This is a genomic window from Pseudomonas helvetica, assembly GCF_039908645.1.
GTDB lineage: Bacteria > Pseudomonadota > Gammaproteobacteria > Pseudomonadales > Pseudomonadaceae > Aquipseudomonas > Aquipseudomonas helvetica.
The window spans coordinates 5,894,742-5,921,026 of the sequence record NZ_CP150917.1; the positions used below are offsets into that span (position 1 = coordinate 5,894,742).

A 26,285-nucleotide genomic window follows, 5' to 3' on the forward strand; every position below is an offset into this window, starting at 1 on the left:
AATGGATGACCCTTAGGCCTTTGCGCGGCTTTCCAAGACTTCAACCGCTGGCAGCACTTTGCCTTCGACGAACTCGAGGAACGCGCCGCCGCCGGTAGAAATGTAGGAGATTTGATCCGCAACGCCATACTTATCGATGGCTGCCAGGGTGTCGCCGCCGCCCGCAATGGAGAACGCCGAGCTGTCTGCAATGGCCTGAGCCAGGACTTTGGTGCCGTTACCGAACTGGTCGAATTCGAATACGCCGACCGGGCCGTTCCACAGGATGGTTTTCGACGACTTCAGCAGTTCAGCGAAGTGCGCCGCAGTCTGTGGACCGATGTCCAGGATCATGTCGTCTGCCGCCACGTCGGCGATCAACTTGACGGTCGCGGTCGCGCTTTCGGCGAATTCCTTGGCAACCACCACATCGACTGGCAACGGCACGCTGACTTTGGCTGCGATGGCGCGGGCGGTGTCCAGCAGGTCTGGCTCGTACAGCGATTTGCCGACCGGGTGACCGGCAGCGGCCAGGAAGGTGTTGGCGATACCGCCACCGACGATCAGCTGGTCGCAGATCTGGCTCAGGCTGTTCAGCACGTCGAGTTTGGTCGAGACCTTGGAGCCGGCGACGATGGCTGCCATTGGCTGGGCCGGGGCGCCAAGGGCTTTGCCCAGTGCGTCCAGCTCGGCAGCCAGCAACGGGCCAGCTGCAGCGACTTTGGCGAACTTGGCCACGCCGTGGGTCGAACCCTCGGCACGGTGAGCGGTGCCGAAGGCGTCCATCACGAACACGTCGCACAGGGCGGCATATTGCTTCGCCAGTTCGTCAGTGTTCTTTTTCTCGCCTTTGTTGAAGCGCACGTTCTCGAACAGCACGATGTCGCCGGCCTTGACGTCAACGCCGTCCAGGTAGTCGGAGACCAGCGGCACTTCACGGCCCAGGGCCTTGCTCAGGTAGTCAGCGACTGGCTTGAGGCTGTTCTCGGTCGAGAACTCACCCTCGGTCGGACGGCCAAGATGCGAGCAAACCATCACCGCCGCGCCTTTTTCCAGGGCCAGCTTGATGGTCGGCAGCGAGGCCAGGATTCGCGCATCGCTGGTGACAACACCGTCCTTGACTGGGACGTTGAGGTCTTCGCGGATCAATACGCGCTTACCTTGCAGATCGAGGTCGGTCATCTTCAACACGGTCATGGGTCGCATTTCCTGGATAGCTGTTTTAGAGAGCAGGTTTTTTAGAAGCAGAGAGTTCAGAAACAGAGAGCTTGATAGCGGTTTGCAGATAGTGTCCTGCAACATCCAGCATTCGGTTGGCAAAACCCCATTCGTTGTCGAACCAGGCCAGTACGTTCACCAGCCTCGGGCCGGAAACACGGGTCTGACTGGCATCGACGATTGCCGAATGTGGGTCATGGTTGAAATCACAACTGGCATGAGGCAACTCGGTATAAGCCAAAAGCCCCTTGAGCGGGCCATAGGTGGCGGCCTCGCGCAGGATCCGGTTGACTTCACTCGCGTCAGTGTCGGTAACGGTTTGCATCGTGATGTCGAGGCAAGACACGTTGACCGTCGGCACGCGTACAGCTTTGGCCTGAATTCGCCCGGCAAGTTCCGGCAGCAGGCGTTCGATACCGCGCGCCAGGCCGGTGGACACCGGGATCACCGACTGAAACGCCGAACGGGTGCGGCGCAAGTCTTCGTGGTGGTAGGCGTCAATGACCGGCTGATCGTTCATCGCCGAGTGAATCGTGGTGATCGACACGTAGTCCAGGCCAAAGGCCTGATCCAGCAGGCGCAACAGCGGCACGCCGCAGTTGGTGGTGCAGGACGCGTTGGACACCAGCAGTTCATCGCCGGTCAGACACTCCTGATTGACGCCGTAGACGATGGTGGCGTCGACATCCGCTTCGCTGGCCATCGGCTGGGAAAACAGCACCCGCGGGGCGCCGGCGTCGAGGAAACGCTGGCCGTCTGCGCGCGTGTGGTAAGCACCGGAGCATTCAAGCACCAGATCGACGCCCAGCGACGCCCAATCGATGCCTTCGGGGGTGGCACTGCGCAGGACCTTCACGCAGTTGCCATTAATATGCAGACAATCGCCGTCAACCCTCACCTCACCGGGAAAACGCCCGTGGGTGGAGTCGAAGCGTGTCAGGTATTCGACGCTGGCCATGTCAGCCAGATCGTTGATTGCCACAATTTCAAACCCGGCAGCCGCCCCTCGCTCGAACAAAGCACGCAAGACGCAACGACCAATCCGGCCGTAGCCGTTGAGTGCAACTTTGTAAGGACGCGGTTGAGGCATGGGGTTCTCGATTACCGTGGTGAATCCGTCAGTTCAACGTTGAATGTTCCATTGTCATCGTCGGAACGCCGCCCGGGGCAAGCCTTGCTCCTACGGATAGATGATTGCCACGGGATTCGGGCACGACATCAATCTGTAGGAGCAAAGCTTGCCCGCGATGGCTTCAGAACAGGCAATACTTCACCTGGACTTAGTCTTCCAGCAGCTCTTCAGCCTGACCCAGGATGTTTTCCAGGGTGAAGCCGAACTCTTCGAACAAGGCAGGCGCAGGCGCCGACTCGCCGTAGGTGGTCATGCCGATGACGCGACCTTCCAGGCCCACGTATTTGTACCAGTAGTCCGCGTGTGCGGCCTCGATGGCGATACGGGCGCTGACCTGCAACGGCAGAACCGCTTGCTTGTAGCCGGCATCCTGAGCATCGAACACGCTGGTGCATGGCATGGAAACCACACGCACCTTGCGACCCTGCTCAGTCAGCTTGTCGTAGGCCTGAACGGCCAGGCCGACTTCCGAACCGGTGGAGATCAGGATCAGCTCAGGCTCGCCAGCGCAGTCCTTGAGCACATAACCACCACGGTTGATCAGTTCGATCTGCACCGCGTCACGGGTTTGGTGCTGCAGGTTCTGACGCGAGAAGATCAGTGCCGTAGGACCGTCTTTACGCTCCAGGGCGTTCTTCCAGGCCACTGCCGATTCAACGGCATCGGCTGGACGCCAGGTGTCGAGGTTCGGCGTGCAGCGCAGGCTGGCCAGTTGTTCGATTGGCTGGTGAGTCGGACCGTCTTCGCCCAGACCGATGGAGTCGTGGGTGTAGACGTGGATCACGCGCTGCTTCATCAGGGCGGACATACGCACGGCGTTGCGGGCGTATTCCATGAACATCAGGAAAGTTGCGCCGTAAGGCACCAGGCCGCCGTGCAGGGCAACGCCGTTCATGATGGCAGTCATGCCGAACTCGCGAACGCCGTAGTACATGTAGTTGCCGCTGGCGTCTTCAGCGCTGACACCTTTGCAACCTTTCCACAGGGTCAGGTTGGAACCGGCCAGGTCAGCCGAACCGCCAAGCATTTCCGGCAGCAGCGGGCCGAACGCGTTCAGGGCGTTCTGGCTGGCTTTACGGCTGGCGATGGTTTCGCCCTTGGCTGCGACTTCAGCGATGTAGGCCGAGGCTTTTTCAGCGAAGTCTTCTGGCAGCTCACCGCTCAGACGACGGACCAGCTCGTTGGCCAGCTCCGGGAATTCGGCGGAGTAGGCAGCGAAACGCTGATCCCACTCGGCTTCGACAGCGCGACCGGCTTCCTTGGCGTCCCACTCGGCATAGATGTCGGCCGGGATTTCGAACGGGCCGTAGTTCCACTTCAGCGCAGTGCGGGTCAAGGCGATTTCCGCGTCACCCAGTGGGGCACCGTGGCAATCTTCCTTGCCTTGCTTGTTCGGCGAACCGAAGCCGATGGTGGTTTTGCAGCAGATCAGCGTCGGTTGCGCGCTTTTGCGTGCCGTCTCGATCGCGATCTTGATCTCTTCCGGGTCGTGACCGTCAACGTTGCGGATCACTTGCCAGTTGTAGGCTTCGAAACGCTTCGGGGTGTCATCGGTGAACCAGCCTTCGACTTCGCCGTCGATGGAGATGCCGTTGTCATCGTAGAAAGCGATCAGTTTGCCCAGGCCCAGGGTACCGGCCAGGGAGCTGACTTCGTGGGAAATGCCTTCCATCATGCAGCCATCACCCAGGAACACATAGGTGTGGTGGTCGACAACGTTGTGACCTGGACGGTTGAACTGCGCCGCCAGGACTTTTTCTGCCAGGGCAAAGCCCACGGCGTTGGCCAGGCCCTGACCCAACGGGCCAGTGGTGGTTTCAACACCCGGGGTGTAACCGAGTTCCGGGTGGCCCGGTGTGCGGCTGTGCAGTTGGCGGAAGTTTTTCAGGTCATCGATCGACAGGTCGTAGCCGGTCAGGTGCAGCAACGAGTAAAGCAACATCGAGCCGTGACCGTTGGACAGGATGAACCGGTCGCGGTCGGCAAACGATGGATTGCTCGGGTTGTGCTTGAGGTAGTCACGCCAAAGCACTTCGGCGATATCCGCCATACCCATAGGGGCACCGGGATGGCCGCTGTTGGCTTTTTGCACGGCATCCATGCTGAGGGCACGAATGGCGTTGGCACGCTCACGACGGCTGGGCATCGCTGTTCTCCTGCTGATACTGAATCGAGAGTGAATAAAACGAAACGGAAAAAAGGCGAGCATTTTCCCTCAGCGGACAGCCTCGGGGCAATGACAGATAGTCATCTGGAGACGTTTTTCCCACGGATAACGACGGTTTCGGGTGATGAAACCTTTCCGCTGTACGTTTGTAGAGTTAATCATCCCGTGAGAAGTGCCATCCATCGAGCAATATCAAAACTTTTTGATATTGCCCTTGCGGGGATTTCTACGCATCACTAGACTGCTGGCCTTATGAACTTACGCGTGCCTTCCATTCGCCATGACGATTGCGATGAGCTGGCGGCCTTGTGCAAGGCCGGCGGCGATCCGTTGCGGCTGAACGTTTTGCGCGCACTGGCCAACGATTCGTTCGGCGTGCTGGAGCTGGCGCAAATTTTCGCCACCGGCCAATCGGGCATGAGCCACCACTTGAAGGTGCTGGCCCAGGCTGAGCTGGTAGCGACCCGCCGTGAAGGTAACGCGATTTTTTACCGTCGCGCCCTGCCCCACACCGAATTGTTGGGCGGCAAGCTGCATGCAGCACTGCTCGACGAAGTGGACAACCTGACCCTGCCCAGCGATGTGCAGGCGCGGATCAGCCAGGTCCACGGACAACGAGCCGCTGCCAGCCAGGACTTTTTCTCACGGGTTGCGGAAAAATTTCGCGCCCAGCAAGACTTGATCGCCGGCTTGGCGCAATACCGTGAAAGCGTGCTGACCCTGCTCGACAAGTTGAGCTTCAGCGAAGGTGCCACGGCGATTGAAGTCGGCCCCGGCGACGGCAGTTTTCTGCCGGAACTGGCGCGCCGCTTCAGCCAGGTCACAGCGCTCGACAACAGCCCGGCGATGCTCGAACTGGCGCGCCAGGTCTGCGAACGTGAAAAGCTGGCTAACGTCAGCCTGCAATTGGCCGATGCATTGGATGGCGTAAGCCTTGAGGCCAATTGCGTTGTACTGAACATGGTCTTGCACCATTTCGCCGCGCCAGCCGATGCGCTCAAGCACATGGCCGACTTGCTGCAACCAGGCGGTAGCCTGTTAGTGACAGAGTTATGTAGCCACAACCAAAGTTGGGCCAAGGAGGCCTGCGGTGATCTTTGGTTGGGGTTTGAACAGGACGATTTGGCCCGTTGGGCCACCGCTGCGGGACTCGTTCCCGGGGAAAGCCTCTATGTAGGCTTACGTAATGGTTTCCAGATCCAGGTCCGCCACTTTCAGCGACCGGCTGGCGACACTCACCATCGGTAAATTCAGGAAAACATCGAGATGAGCGAATACTCCCTTTTCACCTCCGAGTCCGTGTCTGAAGGGCATCCGGACAAAATCGCCGACCAGATTTCTGATGCGGTGCTGGACGCCATCATTGCTGAAGACAAGTTCGCCCGTGTGGCGTGCGAGACTCTGGTGAAAACGGGCGTGGCGATCATCGCCGGCGAAGTCACCACCTCGGCCTGGGTCGATCTGGAAGACATCGTCCGCAACGTGATCCTCGACATCGGCTACAACAGCTCGAACGTCGGCTTCGACGGCGCGACCTGCGGCGTGATGAACATCATCGGCAAGCAGTCCCCCGACATCAACCAGGGTGTTGATCGTGCCAAGCCTGAAGACCAGGGCGCCGGCGACCAGGGCCTGATGTTCGGCTACGCCAGCAACGAAACCGACGTGCTGATGCCAGCACCGATCACCTTCTCGCACCAACTGGTTCAGCGCCAGGCCGAAGCCCGCAAGTCCGGCCTGCTGCCTTGGCTGCGTCCAGACGCCAAGTCGCAAGTGACCTGCCGCTACGAAAACGGCAAGGTTGTCGGTATCGACGCCGTTGTACTGTCGACCCAGCACAACCCGGAAGTATCCTACAAAGACCTGCGCGAAGGCGTGATGGAACTGATCGTCAAGCACGTGCTGCCTGCCGAGCTGCTGTCCAAGGACACCCAGTTCCACATCAACCCGACTGGCCAGTTCATTATCGGTGGCCCGGTGGGCGACTGCGGCCTGACCGGTCGCAAGATCATCGTTGACAGCTACGGCGGCATGGCCCGTCACGGCGGCGGCGCGTTCTCCGGTAAAGATCCATCGAAGGTTGACCGTTCGGCTGCCTACGCCGGTCGTTATGTGGCCAAGAACATCGTGGCTGCCGGCCTGGCCGAGCGTTGCGAGATTCAGGTTTCCTACGCCATCGGCGTCGCTCAACCGACTTCGATTTCGTTGAACACCTTCGGCACCGGCAAGATCAGCGACGACAAGATCGTCAAACTGGTCCGCGAAGTGTTCGACCTGCGTCCATACGCAATCACCACCATGCTCGACCTGCTGCACCCGATGTACCAGGACACCGCTGCGTACGGCCACTTCGGTCGCACCCCGGAAATCAAAACCGTGGGCGACGATACGTTCACCACGTTCACCTGGGAAAAAACCGACCGCGCCGACGCCCTGCGCGCTGCTGCCGGCCTGTAAGACTTTCCTGGCTGCACAAAAAGCCCCGCACGGTTCGCCGTGCGGGGCTTTTTCATGGGCGCTGGTCCGGTCTGGACACACCCTGAAAACCACCAGCGCTCGCCAGCCTCCCTGCTGATCTAGCCTTCAGGCATCCCCCTCGAGCAAGGATGCTCATGATGCTGCCCACACTTCGTCTGTTGATCGGTTTCTGGTTGATCGTTGCCTGCCTGAACGCCAGCGCCAACACCAATAGCTGTCCCGACTGGCTCCCCACCCGAGCCCAGGCCGAAATCACCGCGCTGCAAGCGCAAATCGAGCGCTGGGACGACAGCTATCACCGGCAAGGACATTCACTGGTCGCCGACGAAATCTACGACCAATCCCGTGCCCACCTCAAAGCTTGGAGAGAATGCTTTGAGCGAAGTGCAACACCTGAGAATCCGCTACGTGCCGCCCGCGGCACGGTTACCCATCCGATTCCCCACACCGGCCTCGAAAAGCTCATCGACGGTCGTGCCGTCGAAGCCTGGCTCAAGACACGCGACGATATCTGGGCTCAGCCCAAAGTCGATGGCGTAGCGGTCACGTTGATTTACCGCGAGGGTCAGCTCCAGCAGGCGATCAGTCGCGGGGACGGTATCAACGGCCAGGACTGGACCGCCTCGGCGCGCAAGATCGCCGCGATCCCCCAGCAACTGCCGCAGCCACTGGACCTGCTGCTGCAAGGCGAACTCTATTGGCGCCTGACGGATCATGTACAAGCCAAGAGTGGCAGCCTGAACGCCCGCAGCACCGTGGCCGGGTTGATGGCCCGTAAAGAACTGAACCCTGTGGACGCCAACGGGGTCGGGCTATTTGTCTGGGATTGGCCGCAAGGTCCGGCCACCTTGCCGGAGCGCCTGCTCGCCCTGAAAGCATTGGGCTTCCCTGACAGTGAGTTCTACAGCCAGCCCGTCAGCGCATTGGCCGATGCCGAACGTTGGCGCGATCACTGGTATCGCACACCCCTGCCGTTTGCCAGCGACGGTATTGTCTTGCGTCAGAGCCAACGCTCGGCGGCAGAGCGCTGGGAGGCGAAAACTCCGTTCTGGAGCGTGGCCTGGAAGTACCCTTTCGCCCAGGCGTTGGCTGAAGTGCGCAAGGTCAACTTCAAGATCGGGCGCACCGGGCGCGTCACTCCGGTGCTGGAGCTTGCGCCGGTCATGCTCGATGACCGACAGATCAAACGTGTCAGCGTGAGTTCGTTGCAGCGCTGGCAGGCCATGGACATTCGCCCCGGCGATCAGGTCGCCATCAGCCTTGCCGGGCTGACCATCCCGCGACTCGACAGGGTCGTGTTGCGCAGCGCTGAACGACCCGAGGTGAACGCACCACGCGCAGAAGACTTTCATCACCTCAGCTGTTGGCAACCGACACCGGGCTGCGAAAGCCAGTTTCTCGCACGACTGACCTGGCTCAGTGGCAAGCAAGGCCTGGCGCTGCGCCATATCGGCCCCGGCACCTGGGAAAAACTGATCAGTGCCGGACGCCTCAAGGGTTTGCTCGATTGGTTGACCCTCGACGCCCAAGAGCTTGCTAACATTGACGGCTTCGGCGAGCGCAGCAGTGTCCGCTTGCTGAACAGTCTGCAAAGCGCCCGGCAACAGCCCTTTTCACGCTGGCTGAAAGCATTGGGTTTGCCGCCCACCGGTGAGGCCAGACTTGCAGACTCATGGCAATTACTGGCGCAACGAGACACTGAGCAATGGCAGACCGAAGCCGGAATCGGTCCGGGGCGCGCGGCGCAGTTGAGCGCATTTTTCCGCGACCCGCAGGTGCTGGCCTTGAGCGAACAATTACACGCTGCCGGAATAGACGGTTTCTAGCTATGCAGAGAGCCGGCAGTTTTGAACCCAATGAGTATCGATGCGCTCCAACAGCCCATCTGCTGCCGACCTGATGATTTTTTAAACGGAGCCTTTATGAAATTTCTTTCACCGCTCGCCATGCTGGTCCTTTGTGGCGTCATGGTGACACCGCTGATGGCTGCCGAAGAAACTCCGCAACTCACTGGTTGTGCCGCCAAGCGCCAGTCCATCAGCAACCAGATCGAACAGGCCAGGGCACACGGCAATGCCGGACAACAGTCTGGCCTGGAAAAAGCCCTGAGCGAAGCCACCGAGCACTGCAACGACGCCGCCTTGAAGAAAGAGCGCGAGAACAAGGTGCTCGACGCCAAGCACGAAGTCAGCCGCCGTCAGGCCGACCTCGACAAGGCGATGAAACAGGGCGACGCCGAGAAGATCAACAAACGCAAAGACAAACTCGCCGAGTCCCGTAAGGAATTGCAGCGAGCGCTGGATGAGCTGGATAAGTAAATTCGAGATCGATGAGTGCAGCAGCTTTTGTGGCGAGGGAGCTTGCTCCCGCTCGGACGCGTAGCGTTCGCAGTCCGGCTATCGCGATTTCCCGGGATAATCGCGATAGCCGATGTTGGGGCGGCTTCGCCACCCAGCGGGAGCAAGCTCCCTCGCCACAGAGTTATCAGTTGAACCTGAAATCAGTGATCACGAAACTGTTTATGGCACGCACTACAGGCGTCTTCGACTTTCTGCACGGCCGGGCCCAGGTTACTGGCCTTGTACGGCTGAACCTGGCTGGCGATCACCAATTCACCGGTGGCGGCCTCAAGCGTGCGGGCCATTTCCTGGAAACGTGCCTGCTGCTGCCAGACATCGTCTTTGGCGCTGGTTTTGCCGTCCTCACGAACCTGTGGGAAATGCTTCCACGGCTCATGGGACAAGGCGTCGAGCTTGACTGCGCCGGCGGTAAAACGCGGGCCATCGAACGGGATACGTCCCCGCAACATGCCGCCCAGGTCTTCGCCAGTCTTGAGCATTTGCTTGAAAATCGCCTTGCGCTGACCCAGCGGCGAGTTCGGATCGACACCGCCACAGGCGGACAGCGTCAGGCAGGCCAGCAATACAACAGAAAGTCTTTTAAGAGTCATGGTGGCTTCAGGTCACGGGAAACGGCGGCCAGTATCCTCGCGTCGTCGGCAAAGACCAATAGCCCTATTAACAATAAGGGTTGCCTGAACGCTGGAAGCGCTCGGGCAACCTGCACAGGAAATACCGCATGAACAGCCGTTTCAAGGCCTGGCGCAACACTCTGCTCTGGACCGTACCGATGGTCGCCCTGCTCGCCGGTTGCAACAGTGGCGACACCGCAAAACCACAAACCCACGCCATCGCCACCTATTCCAGCGCGACGTGGGAAGCTTTGCCGGCGGTATCTGATAATGACTTGCTGGCCGGCTTCGGTTCCTGGCGCAGCGCCTGTACCCGCCTGAAATCCGACCCGGTCTGGGGCGCGACCTGCGCAGCGGCAGCCAATGTGCCGCAAACCGCAGACGCCATCCGCGGCTTTCTCAAGGAACAGCTGGCGGTCTACGGCCTGCGCTCCTCCAGCGGCAATGCGAATGGCTTGATCACCGGCTATTACGAGCCGGTCTATCCGGGCAGCCTGACGCAGAACCCGGTGGCCAATGTGCCGGTTTACGGTGTACCGGACGACATGATCATCGTCTCGCTCGAGAGCATTTACCCCGAACTCAAAGGCAAGCGCCTGCGCGGTCGCCTTGAAGGCCGGGTGCTCAAGCCTTACGACGATGCCGCCGCCATTGAAACCAAAGGGGTCAAGGCGCCTGTGCTGGCGTGGCTGACCGATCCGATGGACCTGCAGTTTCTACAAATCCAGGGCTCGGGCCGCATTCAGCTGGAAGATGGCCGCCAACTGCGCATCGGTTATGCCGACCAGAACGGTCACCCGTACCGCCCAATTGGCCGCTGGCTGGTGGATCAGGGCGAACTGAAGAAGGAAGACGTGACCATGGGCGCCATCAGTGCCTGGGCCAAGGCCCACCCGACGCGCATTCCTGAACTGCTCGGCAGTAACCCGAGCTACGTGTTCTTCAGCCGCAATCCTGACAGCAACGAAGGCCCGCGCGGCTCGTTGAACGTGCCACTGACCTCGGGTTACAGCGTGGCGGTGGATCGCAAGGTGATTCCACTGGGCAGTCTGCTCTGGTTATCCACTACCCGCCCTGATGGCAGCGCACTGGTGCGCCCCGTCGCCGCACAGGACACCGGTGGCGCGATCACCGGCGAAGTTCGCGCCGACCTGTTCTGGGGCACCGGCGATGCCGCCGGGCAACTGGCCGGCGACATGAAACAGCAAGGGCAAATCTGGATGCTCTGGCCAAAAGGCGCGGCACTACCGCAACTGCCGCAGGTGACCGACACAAAGTAAGTCGCACCCAATACGCTGTTGACTCCTGTAGCAGCTGGCGAAGCCTGCTGCTACAAAAACGGTTCCGCATCGCGTCAGATCGACACAAAAAAGAAGGCGGCAATCAATCCCATGCCGACAAACCACACCAGCGAACGCAGGATCGCCCAGTCTGCCAGGTAGCAGATGATGTAAAGCAGGCGGCTGGTGATGAACAGCACCGACAGCACGTTGATCGTCACCAGTTCGGCATTGCCGACCAGGTGCGCGACGATGACCGCGGCGGCAAACGCCGGGGTGACTTCAAAGCTGTTCAACTGGGCCCAGTGGGCACGCTTGGCGAACCCTTCGAGGGACTCAAGAAAATCTCGCGGATCATGATTATCCCGAAGCCCGAACTTGCCGCCGATCTTGGCAATGGCGGTGCAAACGTACGGCAAGAAAATCGCGATCAATACACACCACAGGGCAACGTTCATTGCAGATTCCTTTTTAGAGTTTCGTAAACACTCGCTCAGAACTTCATCACGAGCATGCCGGCCAGTACCAGCCCACAAGCCAAGAGCCTGGGCCGGCCGAAAGGTTCCTTGAGGTAACGCATGCCGAACAGCACCACCAGAATCACACTGATCTCGCGCAGTGCCGCCGCTTCGGCGATCGACCCCAACTGCATGGCCCAGAGCACCAAAGCGTAGCTGAACAACACGCAGAACCCGACACCCAAGCCCAGTCGCCACTGCTCACGCCAGAACAGCATAAAAGCCGGACGCTTGCGCACCAGTGCCAACAGCGGAAACGGCCAGGCACTGAGCAGCGTCACCCAGACCAGGTAATCGAGCGGGTGCGACCAGCGCCGCAACGCCTGCCCATCGATAAAGGTGTAGCCGCCAATGCACAAGCCGATCAGCACCACTACCGGCAACATCGACCACGGCAAACGCTCCCCGCCACCGCCCTGCCAAAGCAGGCACAGCATGCCGAACGGGATCAGCAAAATGCCGAGGATCTGCTGGGTCGTCAGCACTTCGCCAGCAAAGATCAGTGTCAACGCCAAGACCACCAACGGCGACAAACCGCGCATCAGCGGATAGACCAGCCCAAGATCGCCGACCCGATAGGCCTGGATCAGCAGATACCGATAGAGCAACTCGAAGGCGGCCGAAGCGAGTATCCACGGCCAGATATCCATCGGTGGCAGCGCGACGAAACCCAGCATCAGCGCGACAAACAGCATCGCGACACTGTCCATGCAGGCCACGACCAATAACCGCTCAGCACTGAACTTGATCAGGGTATTCCAGGCTGCGTGCAACAACGCCGCCACCAACACCAGAATCGTCGCAAGCACCCTGCTCTCCTTGTCCGCATCAACCGAATTGATTCGCCATATGTCAGCAGCTGTTTATACTGCAACCGACCACGCCGCACTCAGTTGCGCACATACTTATTCCAATAAATTTCTGCTGCTACCCGATTCTCACGGAACCGGGGGCTCGCATGCGTATGCCTGATCAGAGCGTCAAGACTACCGACAGAGACCTTGCGCATGCCACTCGCCTTGCTTGCACTGGCTGTTGCCGCCTTCGGCATCGGCACCACTGAATTCGTCATCATGGGCTTGCTGCCCGATGTCGCCCGCGACCTTGCCGTAAGCATTCCCGAGGCCGGCCTGCTGATTACCGGCTACGCCCTGGGCGTGGTGTTCGGCGCGCCGATCCTCGCGGTCGGGACGGCCAACATGCCACGCAAAGCCACGCTGCTGGGCATGACGCTGATGTTCATCCTTGGCAACATGCTCTGCGCACTCGCCCCGAACTACGCCACATTGATGGCCGCACGGGTGATTACTGCGTTGTGCCACGGTGCATTCTTCGGCATCGGTTCAGTGGTCGCTGCAGGTTTAGTGGCACCGAACAAACGCGCCCAGGCAATTGCGATGATGTTCACCGGCCTGACCCTCGCCAACGTACTCGGCGTACCGCTGGGCACCGCGCTCGGGCAATACGCCGGCTGGCGCTCGACCTTCTGGGCGGTGTCGGTGATCGGCGTGATCGCGGCCATCGCCCAGTGGGTCTGGTTGCCGAAAGAGATCGCCATGGACAAAGCCAACCTGGCCAGCGAATTCAAGGTACTGGGCAAAACCAATGTGCTGCTGGCGTTGGGCATGAGCGTGCTGGCGTCGACCAGCCTGTTCAGTGTCTTCACCTACATCGCACCGATCCTGCAGGACATCACCGGCGTCAGCCCGCACGGCGTAACCATCATGCTGTTGTTGTTCGGTGTGGGCTTGACCGCTGGCAGCATGCTCGGCGGACGCTTGGCCGACAGCCGTTTGCTGCCGTCATTAGTCGGCATGGCCCTCGCGGTCGTGCTGGTGCTGGCCGCGTTCAGCCAGACCAGCCACTCGGTGATCCCGGCCGCCATCACCCTGGTACTGTGGGGTGTGTTCGCCTTCGCACTGTGCCCGATCCTGCAACTGCTGATCATCGACCAGGCTCATGAGGCGCCGAACCTGGGTTCGACGCTAAACCAGAGCGCCTTCAACCTGGGCAATGCCGCCGGAGCGTGGATCGGCGGACTGGTCGTCGCCAGCGGCGCCAACCTTGCAGACCTGCCATGGACCGGTGCACTGGTCAGCGGCTTGACCGTGCTGACGGCGCTGTTCTTTATCTACCTGCAACGCCGCGAAGCGGCAACGGCCAACGTCCCCGGCTGAGCTTTAGATAATCTGTGCAACGATACAAAACCCTTGTGGCGAGGGAGCTTGCTCCCGCTGGGGCGCGCAGCGGCCCTAAATCCTGCAATCGAGTTTTGTCAGACACAACGCATTAATCGATCTGCGACCGCTTCGCGGCCGAGCGGGAGCAAGCTCCCTCGCCACAGGGGCCGCGGTCATTCGACGGCGGGGTCATCCTGGAACTGGTCCTTGACGTACTTGATCTCGGTCCGGCCATGGGGCGTAGGCAAGCCGTCTTCGCCCAGGTTGACGAAGACCATCTTCTCGACCGTCAGGATGCTTTTGCGGGTGATCTTGTTGCGCACTTCGCACGTCAGGGTGATCGAGGTACGACCGAATTCGGTAGCGGTGATACCCAGTTCGATGATGTCGCCCTGGCGCGAGGCGCTGACGAAGTTGATTTCGGAAATGTACTTGGTGACCACGCGCTGATTGCCCAGCTGGACGATTGCGTAAATGGCGGCCTCTTCGTCGATCCAGCGCAGCAGGCTACCGCCGAACAGCGTGCCGTTGGGGTTAAGGTCTTCGGGTTTTACCCATTTGCGGGTGTGGAAATTCATGCTCGCTCCTGACCGTCTTGCCGATTGATGCCGGCATCATGGCAGACCATGCAGTCATGCTCCATGAGGCTTCGACTATGGTCGCCATTAACGATCTTCATCTGGCCGACAGAAACCCTTTGGAAGTCTGGCCCAGACGGCTATAATCGCCCCCGTTTCAAAACGGTCATCTTCGATTGATACCGTTTTCCCGCCACCTGTCCGAGGGGCGCTGCAGCAGGTTCGACCTGTCAGGCTCGGATGGGGCGTTGCCCGGCCATGATCGGCTGGACACTAAACGCACAACGGCGCCCATTCGCATACTTACGAATGGAGGCTCTTCATGAGCGCTGTAATCACGCCTGCAGATTTTAACGACTACAAAGTTGCCGACATGTCCCTGGCTGCCTGGGGCCGTCGTGAAACCATCATCGCCGAATCGGAAATGCCAGCCCTGATGGGTCTGCGCCGCAAGTACTCCGTCGAGCAACCGCTCAAGGGCGCGAAGATTCTCGGCTGCATCCACATGACCATTCAGACTGCCGTGCTGATCGAAACCCTGGTTGCCCTGGGTGCCGAAGTACGCTGGTCGTCCTGCAACATTTTCTCGACTCAGGATCAGGCCGCCGCTTCGATCGCCGCTGCCGGCATCCCGGTATTCGCCTGGAAGGGCGAGACTGAACAAGAGTACGAGTGGTGCCTGGAGCAAACCATCCTCAAGGATGGCCAGCCTTGGGATGCCAACATGATCCTCGACGATGGCGGCGACCTGACCGAGCTGCTGCACAAGAAGTACCCACAAGTACTGGACCGCGTTCACGGCGTCACCGAAGAAACCACCACCGGCGTTCACCGCCTGCTGGACATGCTGGCCAAGGGCGAGCTGAAAATCCCGGCCATCAACGTCAACGACTCGGTGACCAAGAGCAAGAACGACAACAAGTATGGCTGCCGTCACAGCCTGAACGACGCGATCAAGCGCGGTACCGACCACCTGTTGTCCGGCAAGCAAGCGCTGGTCATCGGTTACGGTGACGTGGGCAAGGGTTCGGCCCAGTCCCTGCGTCAGGAAGGCATGATCGTCAAAGTCTCCGAAGTTGACCCGATCTGCGCCATGCAAGCCTGCATGGACGGTTTCGAACTGGTTTCGCCGTTCATCGACGGTATCAACAACGGTACCGAAGCGAGCATCGACAAGGCCCTGCTGGGCAAGATTGACCTGATCGTGACCACCACCGGTAACGTCAATGTTTGCGATGCGAACATGCTCAAAGCCCTGAAGAAACGCGCCGTGGTCTGCAACATCGGTCACTTCGACAACGAAATCGACACGGCTTTCATGCGCAAGAACTGGGCATGGGAAGAAGTGAAGCCACAGGTTCACAAGGTTCACCGTACTGGCGCGGGCGATTTCGACCCACAGAACGACGACTACCTGATCCTGCTGGCCGAAGGCCGTCTGGTTAACCTGGGCAACGCCACTGGCCACCCAAGCCGCATCATGGACGGTTCGTTCGCCAACCAGGTCCTTGCGCAGATCTTCCTGTTCGGCCAGAAGTACGCCGACCTGTCGCCAGCCCAGAAAGCCGAGCGCCTGACCGTTGAAGTACTGCCGAAGAAACTCGACGAAGAAGTGGCCCTGGAAATGGTCCGCGGTTTCGGTGGCGTGGTCACTCAACTGACCAAGCAACAGGCTGAATACATCGGCGTGACCGTCGAAGGCCCGTTCAAGCCGCACGCTTACCGCTACTGATCGGTCCTGCTGCCTGCTCTCCCTGTGAGAGCGGGCTTGCTCGCGAAGGCGATTCATCATTCAACATTGATGTTGACTGACCCACCGCTTTCGCGAGCAAGCCCGCTCCCACACGGGATGTGCAAGCCCTACAGGCTTACGCGTTTGCAAGGGTATTCCTATGTCCCAAGACCGCCGCTACAGCTTCGAGTTCTTCCCGACCAAGACCGACGCTGGGCATGAAAAGCTCATCGCCACTGCCCGTCAGCTGGCCACGTACAACCCCGATTTCTTCTCCTGCACCTATGGCGCTGGTGGTTCGACTCGTGATCGCACCCTCAATACCGTGTTGCAGCTCGAAAGCGAAGTCAAAGTCCCTGCCGCACCGCATTTGTCTTGCGTTGGCGATAGCAAGGCTGACTTGCGCGGCCTGCTGGCTCAATACAAGGCGGCCGGTATCAAGCGGATCGTTGCCTTGCGCGGTGACCTGCCTTCAGGCATGGGCATGGCCAGCGGCGAATTGCGCCATGCCAATGACCTGGTGAGCTTCATTCGTGAAGAGACCGGCGATCACTTCCACATCGAAGTCGCCGCTTACCCGGAAATGCACCCGCAAGCACGCAACTTCGAAGACGATCTCACCAATTTCGTGCGCAAGGCCAACGCCGGCGCCAACAGTGCGATCACCCAGTACTTCTTCAACGCCGACAGCTACTTCTACTTCGTCGAGCGTGTACAGGCGATGGGCGTGAACATCCCGGTTGTTCCGGGCATCATGCCGATCACCAACTACAGCAAGCTGGCACGCTTCTCCGACGCCTGCGGTGCGGAAATCCCGCGCTGGATCCGCAAACAGCTGGAAGCCTACGGTGACGACACCCAAAGCATTCAGGGTTTCGGCGAGCAGGTGATCACCGAAATGTGTGAACGTTTGTTGCAAGGCGGCGCACCAGGGCTGCATTTCTATACCCTGAACCAGGCCGAACCTAGCCTGGCCGTCTGGAACAATCTGAAACTGCCACGCTGAAACAGGCGTAGCATTCAGAACGAGGCCCTGGCGAAACCCAGGGCCTTTTTTTTCATTCTCCCAATTCGCCAGGGATGATCGCAGTAGATGTCCACAATTACCCCAGCCACAAACCCTCAACTGATTTATCTGGTTTATGGTGCCAACACCTACCACCAGGAAGCAGTGTTCAGTATCGCCAGTGCCTTGGCAGGGTTGCGCGAAACACCGGGCGAAAGCTTGGACATCCAGGTTTTCACCGACAACCCGGCGCCTTACCGCGACTTGCCGGTTCGGGTTCGAGAGCTGGATGAAAGCACCCGTCAGGCGTGGATCGCCCCGCATGGTTATCACTTTCGCGCCAAGCACGTGGTGATGCAGCAGGTGTTGCGCGAGTCCGAGCGTGCGCTGCTGATCGACACGGATACATTCTTCCACTGCTCACCGCTGGAACTGTTCCGTCGCGTCAAGCCGGGCACCCTGCTGTGCAATGCCTTTGGATTGCAATACGGCAGCAACAAAGAGGCGGGGCTGTATCGGACACTGGCCGGCGTACTGCAGCAAAGACAGCTGGCAGATGACCAGATGCCGCTGCTGAACTCGGGAGTCATCGGCCTTGATCGCGTCGATGCCGGCGTTCTCGATCATTCGATCGCCTTGATGGATGAGCTGTACCCTCTGGCGCAAGGCGCCTATACCCTTGAAGAGTTCTGCCTGTCGGTAGCGGCCTACCGCACAACGCAGGTGCGCGAGTGTCCGGACCTGATCCATCATTACTGGAGCCGCAAGCAGCTGTTTCGCGCCAAGATCAATGCATGGCTGGACAAGCATGGTGCCGACCCGATCAGCACCTTCGCGCTGGATGAAACCCGCCTGGTGACCGCGACACTGCCGCGACCACCAACGCTCCAGCGTCTGGCCTATAAAATCGTGACCCTGGCGTTGCCCAGGCATCAGCGCCAGTTCATGCGTGAAATCCTCTACGGCTGCTACCAGCACACCAACCCGTTCGATCAGGCCTGCACGCCAGTCTGGTGGGAAAAGGCTCGTGACAACGTCGAGCGGCGCCTCGATAACCCCCTTGAAAACCATCAACTCGAACACTGGTTCAATCACCCGATGATTCGCCTGGTGCTGGGTGAACGCCGCAAGGCCATTTACTTGCACCTGGTTCAGACAAAGGGCGACTAGCCCTCGGGCTAGACCGCCTCTAGCTATTTCACCGGCTCTCGTCGTAATCTCCAGCGATGCCCGTCATTGCCCAATTGCTGACAGCCGTGCTTTTTGCTTGCCTGAGCTTTACCGCTCGGGGCGAGAAGCTGCGCATTGTCACCGAGCCCTGGGCGCCCTACGTCTACGAGGAAAACGGCCAGGCCCTCGGGCTGGACTACGAAACCACGGCGATCGTCTTCCAGCGCCTGGGGATTGAGGTGGAGTGGCAGTTCCTGCCATGGAAACGCTGCCTGGCCATGCTTGATCAAGGGTTGGCCGACGGCGCGCTGGATATCTTCCACAGCAGCGAACGCGACGCCACCTTGCTCTATCCCAGCGAACCACTCTCGGAAGTCGAGTTCGTGTTGTTCTATGCCAATGATCGTCCTCACCCCTTCCGCACCCTTGAAGACCTGCGAGGCCTGACCATCGGCACCTCGCCCGGCTACCTGTACAGCCAGGACTTCAGGGACTCGACCCTGTTCACCCGCGAGCCTGCGCCGACCCATGAAGCCAACTTTGGCAAGCTGCAGCGCGGTCGTATCGACCTGCTGATCACCGACCGTCGGGTTGGCCAAACCCTGCTCGACACCTTGAAACTGCGCGACCAGATCAGCGAAAGCCCCACGGTCATCAGTCACCAAAGCCAGTTCCTGGCCCTGCGCCGCAATGCCGGCATGGACCTGCTGGTGCAGCGTTTCGGCGCCGAGCTCAAGCGTTTCAAACGTGAACCGGCCTACGCTCAATTGAGTGCGCGTTATGGTGCCGGCCCGGTACCTGACGCCACACAGATCACGCCGCAAGCCAGCAACGGGAAAACCGTTGAGCAGCAGGAAAGCAGCGCTCCGTGATTGCTCTGTTATACTCCGGCCTTCCCGCCAGGCTTACGCCCGGACGCTCGGTCTTGTTTAAGGCATCCCGACACTGCTACAGCGCAGCTTTTCAGCCCGCGCGAGTACTCGAAGATGAGCCTTCAAGCCCCAGCAGGACCGGACGCGATTGCGCTTCTCCATAAACGCCATTCGCGCCAGGCAAGACTATCCCATTGGGCCAAGCCCTAACTAAAACAGGATTACTCATGTCCTTTGCTTCCCTCGGTCTCTCCGAGGCTTTAGTCCGCGCCATCGAGGCAGCGGGCTACACCCAGCCTACCCCGGTGCAACAGCGGGCCATTCCCGCCGTGTTGCAAGGTCGCGACTTGATGGTTGCGGCGCAGACAGGTACGGGTAAAACCGGCGGTTTCGCCTTGCCGATTCTGGAGCGCTTGTTCCCCAACGGTCACCCGGACAAATCCCAGCGTCACGGCCCGCGCCAACCACGCGTCCTGGTCCTGACCCCGACTCGCGAACTGGCCGCCCAGGTGCACGAGAGTTTCAAGGTCTACGCCCGTGACCTGAAATTCGTCAGTGCCTGCATTTTCGGCGGCGTTGGCATGAACCCACAGGTTCAGGCGATGTCCCGCGGTGTCGACGTGCTGGTGGCTTGCCCGGGCCGTTTGCTCGACCTGGCCGGCCAAGGCAGCGTCGATCTGTCCCACGTGGAAATCCTGGTACTGGACGAAGCGGACCGGATGCTCGACATGGGCTTCGTCCATGACGTGAAGAAAGTCCTCGCCCGCCTGCCGGCCAAACGTCAGAACCTGCTGTTCTCGGCAACCTTCTCCAAGGACATCACTGACCTTGCCGGCAAGTTGCTGCACAACCCGGAACGCATCGAAGTCACGCCACCGAACACCACGGTCGAGCGCATCGAGCAACGGGTGTTCCGTCTGGCCGCCAGCCACAAGCGCTCGCTGCTGGCGCACCTGATTACTGCCGGCGCCTGGGAACAGGTTCTGGTGTTCACCCGTACCAAGCACGGCGCCAACCGCCTGGCCGAGTACCTGGACAAACACGGTCTGAGCGCCGTCGCGATCCACGGCAACAAGAGCCAGAACGCCCGCACCAAAGCCCTGGCCGACTTCAAGGCCGGCGAAGTGCGTATCCTGGTGGCCACCGATATCGCTGCTCGCGGCCTGGATATCGACCAACTGCCACACGTGGTCAACTTCGAGCTGCCAAACGTCGACGAAGACTATGTGCACCGTATCGGCCGTACCGGCCGTGCCGGTCGTTCGGGCGAGGCGATCTCGCTGGTTGCCCCGGACGAAGAAAAACTGCTGAAAAGCATCGAGCGCATGACCAAGCAGAAAATCGCCGATGGCGACCTGATGGGCTTTGATTCCAGCGCTGTAGAAGCCGAGAAACCAGAAGTTCGCGAGCGTCCGGACGTGCGTAACCCGCGCAATCCACGCGGCCCACGCGGCGACGGTCCAAACGGCAGCGGCGGTGGCGGCGGTCGTAAAGACAAGGGCAAGGACAAGGGCGGCAAGGAAAAACCGGCTGCCGGCCGTGGCGAACGCCCGGCTCAAAAGCCGCGTGAAGGCACCCCGGCCCGCGAACAGCAGCGTCCGGCACCCCGCGCCGTTGCTGACCGCGCACCGGACGAGTTCCTCGACGACGATATCGATAACTTCGGTAACCGCGTCGACTACGTTCCGCAGCAGAAGGCCCCTCAAGGCCGTGGCCGCCGTCCGGGCGCTCCGGCACAAGGCGCTGCTGGTGCAGGTGCTCCACGCACCGGCCAGCCACAAGGTCGCCAGAACGGTCCGCGTAACAGCAGCGGCGCCAGCACTGGCACCCCGCCTGCCAAGCGCAGTGGTCCACGCAGCGGTGCTCCACGTGACGGCCAGGCCCGTCGCGAGGAGTCGCGCAACCGCCGCCCGGCCCGTGACGACCAGCCGCGTCAGGAACCCGCAGTGCAGAACCCGCGCGGTACCCAGCCGAAGATCATGCACAAGGAGTCCAAGGCTGATCGCTTCCCGACACCTGAGCAGCTCGATCAACTGCCAAGCCGCCCACGCGGCGAGAAACCGGCGTTGCTGACCCGCAACCGCTGATTTCTCCTGCTAACAAAAACGCCCCTGATCTCGCGATCAGGGGCGTTTTTGTGTCAGCAGCGAAAATTATTTCGCTTGAACACCTTCAAACGTGATGTCCAGGTCTAGGGTCTGGGAAGTAGGACCTGGGCCTTTGATGCCGAACTCGCTCAACTGCAGGGTAGTCGTGCCGTTGAAGCCGGCACGGTAGCCACCCCATGGGTCCTTGCCTTCGCCGTTGAAGGTTGCCTTGATCACAACTGGCTTGGTCACGCCGTGCAGGGTCAGGTCGCCGGTCACGTCAGCGGTTTTTTCGCCAGTGGATTTGACACTGGTGGAAACGAACTTGGCTTCAGGGTATTTCGCTGCGTCCAGGAAGTCCGGGGTACGGATGTGCTTGTCACGTTCAGCGTGATTGGTATCAACGCTGGCGGTTTTCAGCACAACGTCGATTTTACTGGCTTCTGGAGCCTTGGCGTCGAAGCTGAACTTACCGTCCCAGTCCTTGAAAGTACCGTGGATGAAGCTGTAGCCCAGGTGGCTGATCTTGAAGTCGACGAAAGCGTGATTGCCTTCCTTGTCGATCTTGTATTCCGCGGCCATCGCTTGCCCTGCCGACAACAGAGCAGTACCGATTGCCAGAGCGGCGAGAGTCTTTTTCAACATGCTTTCTATTCCTTGGAGTCGAGGTTGAACATCAGGCTTTGCGTCCCAGCATTCGCGTCAGGGTCGCATCACGGTCGATAAAGTGGTGCTTCAGTGCTGCCAACGCATGGAGACCGGAAAAAATCACCAGCGTCCACGCCAGATACAGATGAATCGCACCGGCGGTGTCTGCCTGGTCCGGTAGACCGGAAATCAGCGCAGGAATTTCAAACAGACCAAACACCGGAATCCCGACACCGTCTGCGGTGGAAATCAGGTAACCGGCAATCATCACCGCGAACAGGCTGAGATAGAGGAAGGAGTGACCGAGCTTGGCGCCGAGGCGCGTCATGCGGCTATAGCTTTGCAGCGTCGGCGGCGGTGGGCTGATAAAGCGCCACAACACCCGCAACGACAAGAACGCGAACAGCGTCAAGCCGATGCTTTTGTGCAAGTCCGGCGCTTCTTTGCGCCAGTTGCTGTAGTAGTCCAGACCGACCATCCACAAGCCCAGAGCAAACAGACCGAAGACCGCCAGCGCCACGCCCCAGTGCAGAAAGATGCTGACCCCGCCATAGCGGGAGGAAGAGTTACGTAGCTGCATTGCCCAAATCCTGTAAGAACTGCGACCAAGACTATCGAGTTATCTATCGATTTAAAGCCGAAAATTTCGCTTTGAAATATCGAGAAATACGATCAAGAGTCTGAAAGGGGTGGGTTAAGGAAAGATTAACCCCCAACGTGCGACCCAAACATCAGACGCTCTAGCGTGCCCTGTCAGCGTATGTGCACGTCAATACAACCACGTAACACACCTGCGTTTCCATGCGCAAACGCCACAATAGGTTGTCCGCTCGCCCGGCATTGCATAGGCTTGCGCGATTGTATGTCCGCGCATCTCACGGACCGCCTCGAGGAGAGTGAAAATGGGCTTGAATAATCAGTGGATGCAGCGCGATCTCGCGGTTCTGTGGCATCCCTGCACCCAGATGAAAGACCACGAACAGCTGCCGCTGATCCCGATCAAGCGCGGCGAAGGCGTATGGCTCGAAGACTTCGAAGGCAAACGCTACCTCGACGCGGTCAGTTCCTGGTGGGTCAACGTGTTTGGCCATGCCCACCCGCGGATCAACCAGCGGATCAAGGACCAGGTCGATCAACTGGAACACGTGATCCTCGCCGGCTTCAGCCATCAACCGGTGATCGAGTTGTCCGAACGCCTGGTGAAGATGACGCCGGAAGGCCTGACGCGGTGTTTCTACGCCGATAACGGGTCGTCCTGCATCGAAGTGGCGCTGAAAATGAGCTTTCACTACTGGCTCAACCGCGGTCAGTCGGACAAGAAACGCTTCGTCACGCTGACCAATAGCTACCACGGCGAAACCATGGCCGCGATGTCGGTCGGCGACGTGCCGCTGTTCACTGAAACCTATAAAGCGCTGCTGCTGGACACCATCAAGGTGCCAAGCCCGGACTGCTACCTGCGCCCCGAAGGCATGAGCTGGGAAGAACACTCGCGCAACATGTTCGCGGCGATGGAACAGACCCTCGCCGAAAACCACGAAACCGTTGCTGCAGTGATCGTCGAGCCGCTGATCCAGGGTGCTGGTGGGATGCGCATGTATCACCCGGTGTACCTGAAACTGCTGCGCGAAGCCTGTGACCGTTACGGCGTGCACCTGATCCACGATGAAATCGCCGTCGGCTTCGGCCGCACCGGAACGATGTTCGCCTGCGAACAGGCCGGCATCCGCCCGGACTTCCTGTGCCTGTCCAAAGCCCTGACCGGCGGTTACCTGCCACTGGCAGCGTGCGTCACCACGGATGAGGTCTACAGCGCTTTCTACGACGACTATCCGACCCTGCGCGCCTTCCTGCATTCCCACAGCTACACCGGCAATCCGCTGGCCTGTGCGGCGGCGTTGGCGACGCTGGATATCTTCGAAGAAGACAACGTCATCGAGAATAACAAGGCCCTCGCCCAACGCATGTCCAGCTCGACCGCACACCTGACTGACCACCCGCATGTTTCGGAAGTACGCCAGACCGGCATGGTGCTGGCCATCGAAATGGTTCAGGACAAGGCGAGCAAAACTGCTTATCCCTGGCAGGAACGCCGTGGGCTGAAGGTGTTCCAGCACGCACTGGAACGTGGCGCGCTGTTGCGGCCGTTGGGCAGCGTGGTGTATTTCCTGCCGCCCTACGTGATCACCCCCGAGCAGATCGACTTCCTTGCCACGGTTGCCAGTGAAGGAATCGATATCGCCACCAGCAACAAGGTCAGCGTGGCAGTGCCGAAGGACTTCCATCCGGGCTTCCGCGATCCGGGCTAGGGTTTACCGAAGATCGATTGTGGCGAGGGAGCTTGCTCCCGCTGGGACGCGAAGCGGCCCCAAAAACCTGCAACCGCGTTTTATCAGTTAATACGCATCTGCCGGGTTACGACTGCTTCGCCCGAACGCGGACCGGCCGGCGGGAGCAAGCTCCCTCGCCACAGATCATCACCAAGCCGCACATTCAAATTTTACAGAGACCCAGAATGAGACTGTCCCGCTTCTTCATCGACGCCCCCTTGAGCCTCGGCGAGCATGAATTGCCAGAGGCTCAGGCGCACTACATCAGTCGCGTACTGCGCATGGCCGAGGGCGATGCGTTGCAAGTGTTCGACGGTTCAGGCCAGGAATTTCGAGGCACGCTGGCGGAAGTCGGCAAAAAGCGCGTGCGCGTGGCGTTAACGGAAAGCTTCGCCGGGCAAATCGAGTCGCCGTTGCAGATTCATCTGGGCCAGGGTTTGTCCCGCGGCGAGCGGATGGACTGGGCGATTCAGAAAGCCACCGAACTGGGCGTGACTGAAATCACCCCGATTTTCAGTGACCGTTGCGAAGTCCGGCTCAAGGACGAACGCGCCGACAAACGCCTGCAACACTGGCGTCAGGTCGCTATCAGTGCGTGCGAACAATGCGGTCGTTCGCGAGTGCCGGTGATCCACCCGCCGCTGTTGCTGGCCGACTGGCTCAAACAATCCGAGGCCGAACTGAAGCTGGTGCTGCACCCGGTGGCCGAGCCGCTGGTCAGCCATGCAAAACCTTCGACACTGGCGTTCCTGATCGGCCCGGAAGGCGGGTTGTCGGACGTGGAAGTCGATCAGGCTCAAAGCGCCGGCTTCCATTCCGCCCGCCTCGGCCCACGAGTGCTGCGCACCGAAACCGCGCCGGTGGTGGCATTGGCCGTGGCCCAGCAGTTGTGGGGGGATTTCTAACCGCACTTTTTTTGATTTGCAGTGATTGGAAAAGATCGCAGCCTGCACCAGCTCCTACGGATGAACGCGATCCCCGCAGGAGCTGGCGCAGCCTGCGATCTTTTTGCCGTTTATTCCACCGGATCACTTACCGGTTTGGCGATGATGGCTTTCAGCTCGCTGGTCATCGGAAACTCCAGGTTCAGCCCTTTAGGCGGGATCGGCTGTTCGAACCAGCGTTGGTAGATGCCGTTGATTTCACCCGAGCTGTACAGGTCCGCCAGGGCTCCGTTGACCAGCGCGAGGAATTGCGGATCATCCTTGCGCACCATGCAGCTGTAGATTTCCCGCGACTGCTCTTCTCCAACTACCACCCACTTGTGCGGATCACGGGCCTTGGCGCGCTCGCCGTAAAGCAGTGCATCATCCATGTAAAACGCCGCTGCCCGGCCCGATTGCAACATCTGGAAGGCTTCGCCGTGATCCTTGGCACTGATCACGAACATGTCGATCTTGTGGTCGGCGTTGTAGCTTTTGAGAAAGCGCTCGTTAGTGGTGCCGGCGGTGGTCACCACACTCTTGCCGCGCAGGTCGGCGAAGCTCTTGATGCCGCTGTCGCTGGCCGTGAGTAACTGGCCTTTGACGTAAATAAACCCGTAGGAAAACGCCACCTGTTTTTGCCGCTCGGCGGTCACCCCGGTAGAACCGCATTCAAGGTCTACGGTGCCGTTCTGCACCAGCGGGATCCGCGTCTGCGAGGTCACGAGGTTGTACTTCACCTTGAGCTGCGGCAACGCGAGTTTCTGCTGGATACGCTCGACGATCTTGTTCGCCAGGTCCACCGAGTAACCCATGGGCTGGCCCGACTGATCCCCCACATAAGAGAACGGTACCGACGCATCGCGATAGCCCAGCGTGATGCTGTTGGCGCTGGCAATTTTGCTCAAGGTGCCGGTCAGTGGCGCCTCGGCCGCCTGGACTTGAGTCCCGAGCAGCAGGCCCAGGGTGCAGCCGATCAACGTGATTTTTTGCATTGTTATTCTCCGTTGTGGATG

General features: G+C 59.9%; 23 protein-coding genes and 1 riboswitch. Of the genes, 13 read left to right on the plus strand and 10 right to left on the minus strand.

Annotated elements, in window-relative coordinates; genetic code table 11:
* Nucleotides 1-12: 12 nt before the first annotated feature.
* The 3 genes from AABM55_RS27240 to tkt all read right to left on the minus strand — a co-directional run bounded on the left by AABM55_RS27240 (nucleotide 13) and on the right by tkt (nucleotide 4,475).
* The gene (locus tag AABM55_RS27240; RefSeq protein ID WP_347928211.1) at nucleotides 13-1,176 is read right to left on the minus strand and encodes a phosphoglycerate kinase; all 1,164 of its coding nucleotides are present in this window, start codon (nucleotides 1,174-1,176) and stop codon (nucleotides 13-15) included.
* A 25-nt stretch (nucleotides 1,177-1,201) separates the two neighbouring features.
* Nucleotides 1,202-2,287, minus strand: coding sequence for an erythrose-4-phosphate dehydrogenase (gene epd, locus AABM55_RS27245; protein WP_347928212.1), 1,086 nt, complete (start codon nucleotides 2,285-2,287; stop codon nucleotides 1,202-1,204).
* 190 nt (nucleotides 2,288-2,477) lie between these two features.
* Nucleotides 2,478-4,475 carry a transketolase gene (tkt, locus tag AABM55_RS27250; RefSeq protein ID WP_054594422.1) on the minus strand — a complete coding sequence of 666 codons (1,998 nt, stop codon included), beginning with the start codon at nucleotides 4,473-4,475 and terminating at the stop codon, nucleotides 2,478-2,480.
* A gap of 273 nt (nucleotides 4,476-4,748) precedes the next feature.
* On the opposite strand from tkt, the gene AABM55_RS27255 reads away from it, so the two are divergent.
* The 4 genes from AABM55_RS27255 to AABM55_RS27270 all read left to right on the plus strand — a co-directional run bounded on the left by AABM55_RS27255 (nucleotide 4,749) and on the right by AABM55_RS27270 (nucleotide 9,292).
* Complete coding sequence (locus AABM55_RS27255) at nucleotides 4,749-5,744, plus strand: metalloregulator ArsR/SmtB family transcription factor (protein WP_347928213.1); 996 nt, start codon at nucleotides 4,749-4,751, stop codon at nucleotides 5,742-5,744.
* A gap of 18 nt (nucleotides 5,745-5,762) precedes the next feature.
* The gene (metK, locus tag AABM55_RS27260; protein WP_054594424.1) at nucleotides 5,763-6,953 is read left to right on the plus strand and encodes a methionine adenosyltransferase; all 1,191 of its coding nucleotides are present in this window, start codon (nucleotides 5,763-5,765) and stop codon (nucleotides 6,951-6,953) included.
* 158 nt (nucleotides 6,954-7,111) lie between these two features.
* Complete coding sequence (ligB, locus tag AABM55_RS27265) at nucleotides 7,112-8,800, plus strand: NAD-dependent DNA ligase LigB (RefSeq protein WP_347928214.1); 1,689 nt, start codon at nucleotides 7,112-7,114, stop codon at nucleotides 8,798-8,800.
* 96 nt (nucleotides 8,801-8,896) lie between these two features.
* Nucleotides 8,897-9,292 (plus strand): DUF1090 domain-containing protein, encoded by a 396-nt coding sequence (locus AABM55_RS27270; protein ID WP_347928215.1) that lies wholly within the window; start codon nucleotides 8,897-8,899, stop codon nucleotides 9,290-9,292.
* Between the two features lie 182 nt (nucleotides 9,293-9,474).
* Here AABM55_RS27270 and AABM55_RS27275 read toward each other — a convergent pair whose 3' ends face one another.
* The gene (locus tag AABM55_RS27275) at nucleotides 9,475-9,924 is read right to left on the minus strand and encodes a cytochrome c (protein WP_347928216.1); all 450 of its coding nucleotides are present in this window, start codon (nucleotides 9,922-9,924) and stop codon (nucleotides 9,475-9,477) included.
* Nucleotides 9,925-10,052: 128 nt separating this feature from the next.
* Between AABM55_RS27275 and AABM55_RS27280 the strand changes: the two genes are divergently transcribed.
* Nucleotides 10,053-11,225 (plus strand): murein transglycosylase A, encoded by a 1,173-nt coding sequence (locus AABM55_RS27280; protein ID WP_103316715.1) that lies wholly within the window; start codon nucleotides 10,053-10,055, stop codon nucleotides 11,223-11,225.
* A gap of 74 nt (nucleotides 11,226-11,299) precedes the next feature.
* Here the strand turns inward: AABM55_RS27280 and AABM55_RS27285 are convergent, their stop codons facing one another.
* Nucleotides 11,300-11,683: an MAPEG family protein gene (locus AABM55_RS27285; protein ID WP_103316718.1), complete on the minus strand. Its 384-nt coding sequence runs from the start codon at nucleotides 11,681-11,683 to the stop codon at nucleotides 11,300-11,302.
* Between the two features lie 35 nt (nucleotides 11,684-11,718).
* Nucleotides 11,719-12,552, minus strand: coding sequence for an EamA family transporter (locus AABM55_RS27290; RefSeq protein ID WP_347928217.1), 834 nt, complete (start codon nucleotides 12,550-12,552; stop codon nucleotides 11,719-11,721).
* Nucleotides 12,553-12,750: 198 nt separating this feature from the next.
* Between AABM55_RS27290 and AABM55_RS27295 the strand changes: the two genes are divergently transcribed.
* Nucleotides 12,751-13,920, plus strand: coding sequence for an MFS transporter (locus tag AABM55_RS27295; protein ID WP_347928218.1), 1,170 nt, complete (start codon nucleotides 12,751-12,753; stop codon nucleotides 13,918-13,920).
* Between the two features lie 176 nt (nucleotides 13,921-14,096).
* Here the strand turns inward: AABM55_RS27295 and AABM55_RS27300 are convergent, their stop codons facing one another.
* Nucleotides 14,097-14,501 carry an acyl-CoA thioesterase gene (locus tag AABM55_RS27300; protein ID WP_103316724.1) on the minus strand — a complete coding sequence of 135 codons (405 nt, stop codon included), beginning with the start codon at nucleotides 14,499-14,501 and terminating at the stop codon, nucleotides 14,097-14,099.
* Nucleotides 14,502-14,698: 197 nt separating this feature from the next.
* Nucleotides 14,699-14,801: riboswitch (S-adenosyl-L-homocysteine riboswitch) on the plus strand.
* A gap of 22 nt (nucleotides 14,802-14,823) precedes the next feature.
* Here AABM55_RS27300 and ahcY point away from each other — a divergent pair.
* The 5 genes from ahcY to AABM55_RS27325 all read left to right on the plus strand — a co-directional run bounded on the left by ahcY (nucleotide 14,824) and on the right by AABM55_RS27325 (nucleotide 21,368).
* Nucleotides 14,824-16,233, plus strand: a complete 1,410-nt coding sequence (gene ahcY / locus AABM55_RS27305; protein ID WP_054594433.1) for an adenosylhomocysteinase — start codon at nucleotides 14,824-14,826, stop codon at nucleotides 16,231-16,233.
* Nucleotides 16,234-16,393: 160 nt separating this feature from the next.
* Nucleotides 16,394-17,239 (plus strand): methylenetetrahydrofolate reductase [NAD(P)H], encoded by an 846-nt coding sequence (gene metF / locus AABM55_RS27310; protein WP_347928219.1) that lies wholly within the window; start codon nucleotides 16,394-16,396, stop codon nucleotides 17,237-17,239.
* 87 nt (nucleotides 17,240-17,326) lie between these two features.
* Entirely contained in the window at nucleotides 17,327-18,409 is a 1,083-nt protein-coding gene (locus tag AABM55_RS27315) for a hypothetical protein (RefSeq protein WP_347928220.1), read from the plus strand.
* Nucleotides 18,410-18,465: 56 nt separating this feature from the next.
* Nucleotides 18,466-19,281 carry a transporter substrate-binding domain-containing protein gene (locus AABM55_RS27320; protein ID WP_347928221.1) on the plus strand — a complete coding sequence of 272 codons (816 nt, stop codon included), beginning with the start codon at nucleotides 18,466-18,468 and terminating at the stop codon, nucleotides 19,279-19,281.
* A gap of 227 nt (nucleotides 19,282-19,508) precedes the next feature.
* Nucleotides 19,509-21,368: a DEAD/DEAH box helicase gene (locus tag AABM55_RS27325; RefSeq protein WP_347928222.1), complete on the plus strand. Its 1,860-nt coding sequence runs from the start codon at nucleotides 19,509-19,511 to the stop codon at nucleotides 21,366-21,368.
* Nucleotides 21,369-21,434: 66 nt separating this feature from the next.
* Here the strand turns inward: AABM55_RS27325 and AABM55_RS27330 are convergent, their stop codons facing one another.
* Together AABM55_RS27330 and AABM55_RS27335 are read right to left on the minus strand one after the other, a co-directional pair.
* Nucleotides 21,435-22,013: a YceI family protein gene (locus tag AABM55_RS27330; RefSeq protein WP_054594438.1), complete on the minus strand. Its 579-nt coding sequence runs from the start codon at nucleotides 22,011-22,013 to the stop codon at nucleotides 21,435-21,437.
* A gap of 31 nt (nucleotides 22,014-22,044) precedes the next feature.
* Nucleotides 22,045-22,596, minus strand: coding sequence for a cytochrome b (locus AABM55_RS27335; protein ID WP_054594439.1), 552 nt, complete (start codon nucleotides 22,594-22,596; stop codon nucleotides 22,045-22,047).
* 322 nt (nucleotides 22,597-22,918) lie between these two features.
* Here AABM55_RS27335 and AABM55_RS27340 point away from each other — a divergent pair, with 322 nt between their 5' ends.
* Together AABM55_RS27340 and AABM55_RS27345 are read left to right on the plus strand one after the other, a co-directional pair.
* A complete protein-coding gene (locus AABM55_RS27340; protein ID WP_347928223.1) occupies nucleotides 22,919-24,325 on the plus strand; it encodes an adenosylmethionine--8-amino-7-oxononanoate transaminase in 1,407 nt (468 codons plus the stop codon).
* Nucleotides 24,326-24,531: 206 nt separating this feature from the next.
* The gene (locus tag AABM55_RS27345) at nucleotides 24,532-25,251 is read left to right on the plus strand and encodes a 16S rRNA (uracil(1498)-N(3))-methyltransferase (RefSeq protein ID WP_054594441.1); all 720 of its coding nucleotides are present in this window, start codon (nucleotides 24,532-24,534) and stop codon (nucleotides 25,249-25,251) included.
* 110 nt (nucleotides 25,252-25,361) lie between these two features.
* On the opposite strand, the gene AABM55_RS27350 is transcribed toward AABM55_RS27345, so the two are convergent.
* Nucleotides 25,362-26,264 carry a transporter substrate-binding domain-containing protein gene (locus AABM55_RS27350; RefSeq protein ID WP_103316743.1) on the minus strand — a complete coding sequence of 301 codons (903 nt, stop codon included), beginning with the start codon at nucleotides 26,262-26,264 and terminating at the stop codon, nucleotides 25,362-25,364.
* Nucleotides 26,265-26,285: the final 21 nt, after the last annotated feature.

Coding starts and splice junctions, on each gene's coding strand:
- AABM55_RS27325 (WP_347928222.1), top strand. CDS start 19,509: ATGTCCTTTGCTTCCCTCGGTCTCTCCGAGGCTTTAGTCCGCGCCATC.
- AABM55_RS27275 (WP_347928216.1), bottom strand. CDS start 9,924: ATGACTCTTAAAAGACTTTCTGTTGTATTGCTGGCCTGCCTGACGCTG.
- tkt (WP_054594422.1), bottom strand. CDS start 4,475: ATGCCCAGCCGTCGTGAGCGTGCCAACGCCATTCGTGCCCTCAGCATG.
- AABM55_RS27300 (WP_103316724.1), bottom strand. CDS start 14,501: ATGAATTTCCACACCCGCAAATGGGTAAAACCCGAAGACCTTAACCCC.
- AABM55_RS27280 (WP_103316715.1), top strand. CDS start 10,053: ATGAACAGCCGTTTCAAGGCCTGGCGCAACACTCTGCTCTGGACCGTA.
- ahcY (WP_054594433.1), top strand. CDS start 14,824: ATGAGCGCTGTAATCACGCCTGCAGATTTTAACGACTACAAAGTTGCC.
- metF (WP_347928219.1), top strand. CDS start 16,394: ATGTCCCAAGACCGCCGCTACAGCTTCGAGTTCTTCCCGACCAAGACC.
- AABM55_RS27240 (WP_347928211.1), bottom strand. CDS start 1,176: ATGACCGTGTTGAAGATGACCGACCTCGATCTGCAAGGTAAGCGCGTA.
- AABM55_RS27330 (WP_054594438.1), bottom strand. CDS start 22,013: ATGTTGAAAAAGACTCTCGCCGCTCTGGCAATCGGTACTGCTCTGTTG.
- AABM55_RS27295 (WP_347928218.1), top strand. CDS start 12,751: ATGCCACTCGCCTTGCTTGCACTGGCTGTTGCCGCCTTCGGCATCGGC.
- AABM55_RS27255 (WP_347928213.1), top strand. CDS start 4,749: ATGAACTTACGCGTGCCTTCCATTCGCCATGACGATTGCGATGAGCTG.
- epd (WP_347928212.1), bottom strand. CDS start 2,287: ATGCCTCAACCGCGTCCTTACAAAGTTGCACTCAACGGCTACGGCCGG.
- AABM55_RS27335 (WP_054594439.1), bottom strand. CDS start 22,596: ATGCAGCTACGTAACTCTTCCTCCCGCTATGGCGGGGTCAGCATCTTT.
- AABM55_RS27320 (WP_347928221.1), top strand. CDS start 18,466: ATGCCCGTCATTGCCCAATTGCTGACAGCCGTGCTTTTTGCTTGCCTG.
- ligB (WP_347928214.1), top strand. CDS start 7,112: ATGCTGCCCACACTTCGTCTGTTGATCGGTTTCTGGTTGATCGTTGCC.
- AABM55_RS27350 (WP_103316743.1), bottom strand. CDS start 26,264: ATGCAAAAAATCACGTTGATCGGCTGCACCCTGGGCCTGCTGCTCGGG.
- AABM55_RS27285 (WP_103316718.1), bottom strand. CDS start 11,683: ATGAACGTTGCCCTGTGGTGTGTATTGATCGCGATTTTCTTGCCGTAC.
- AABM55_RS27345 (WP_054594441.1), top strand. CDS start 24,532: ATGAGACTGTCCCGCTTCTTCATCGACGCCCCCTTGAGCCTCGGCGAG.
- AABM55_RS27315 (WP_347928220.1), top strand. CDS start 17,327: ATGTCCACAATTACCCCAGCCACAAACCCTCAACTGATTTATCTGGTT.
- AABM55_RS27270 (WP_347928215.1), top strand. CDS start 8,897: ATGAAATTTCTTTCACCGCTCGCCATGCTGGTCCTTTGTGGCGTCATG.
- metK (WP_054594424.1), top strand. CDS start 5,763: ATGAGCGAATACTCCCTTTTCACCTCCGAGTCCGTGTCTGAAGGGCAT.
- AABM55_RS27340 (WP_347928223.1), top strand. CDS start 22,919: ATGGGCTTGAATAATCAGTGGATGCAGCGCGATCTCGCGGTTCTGTGG.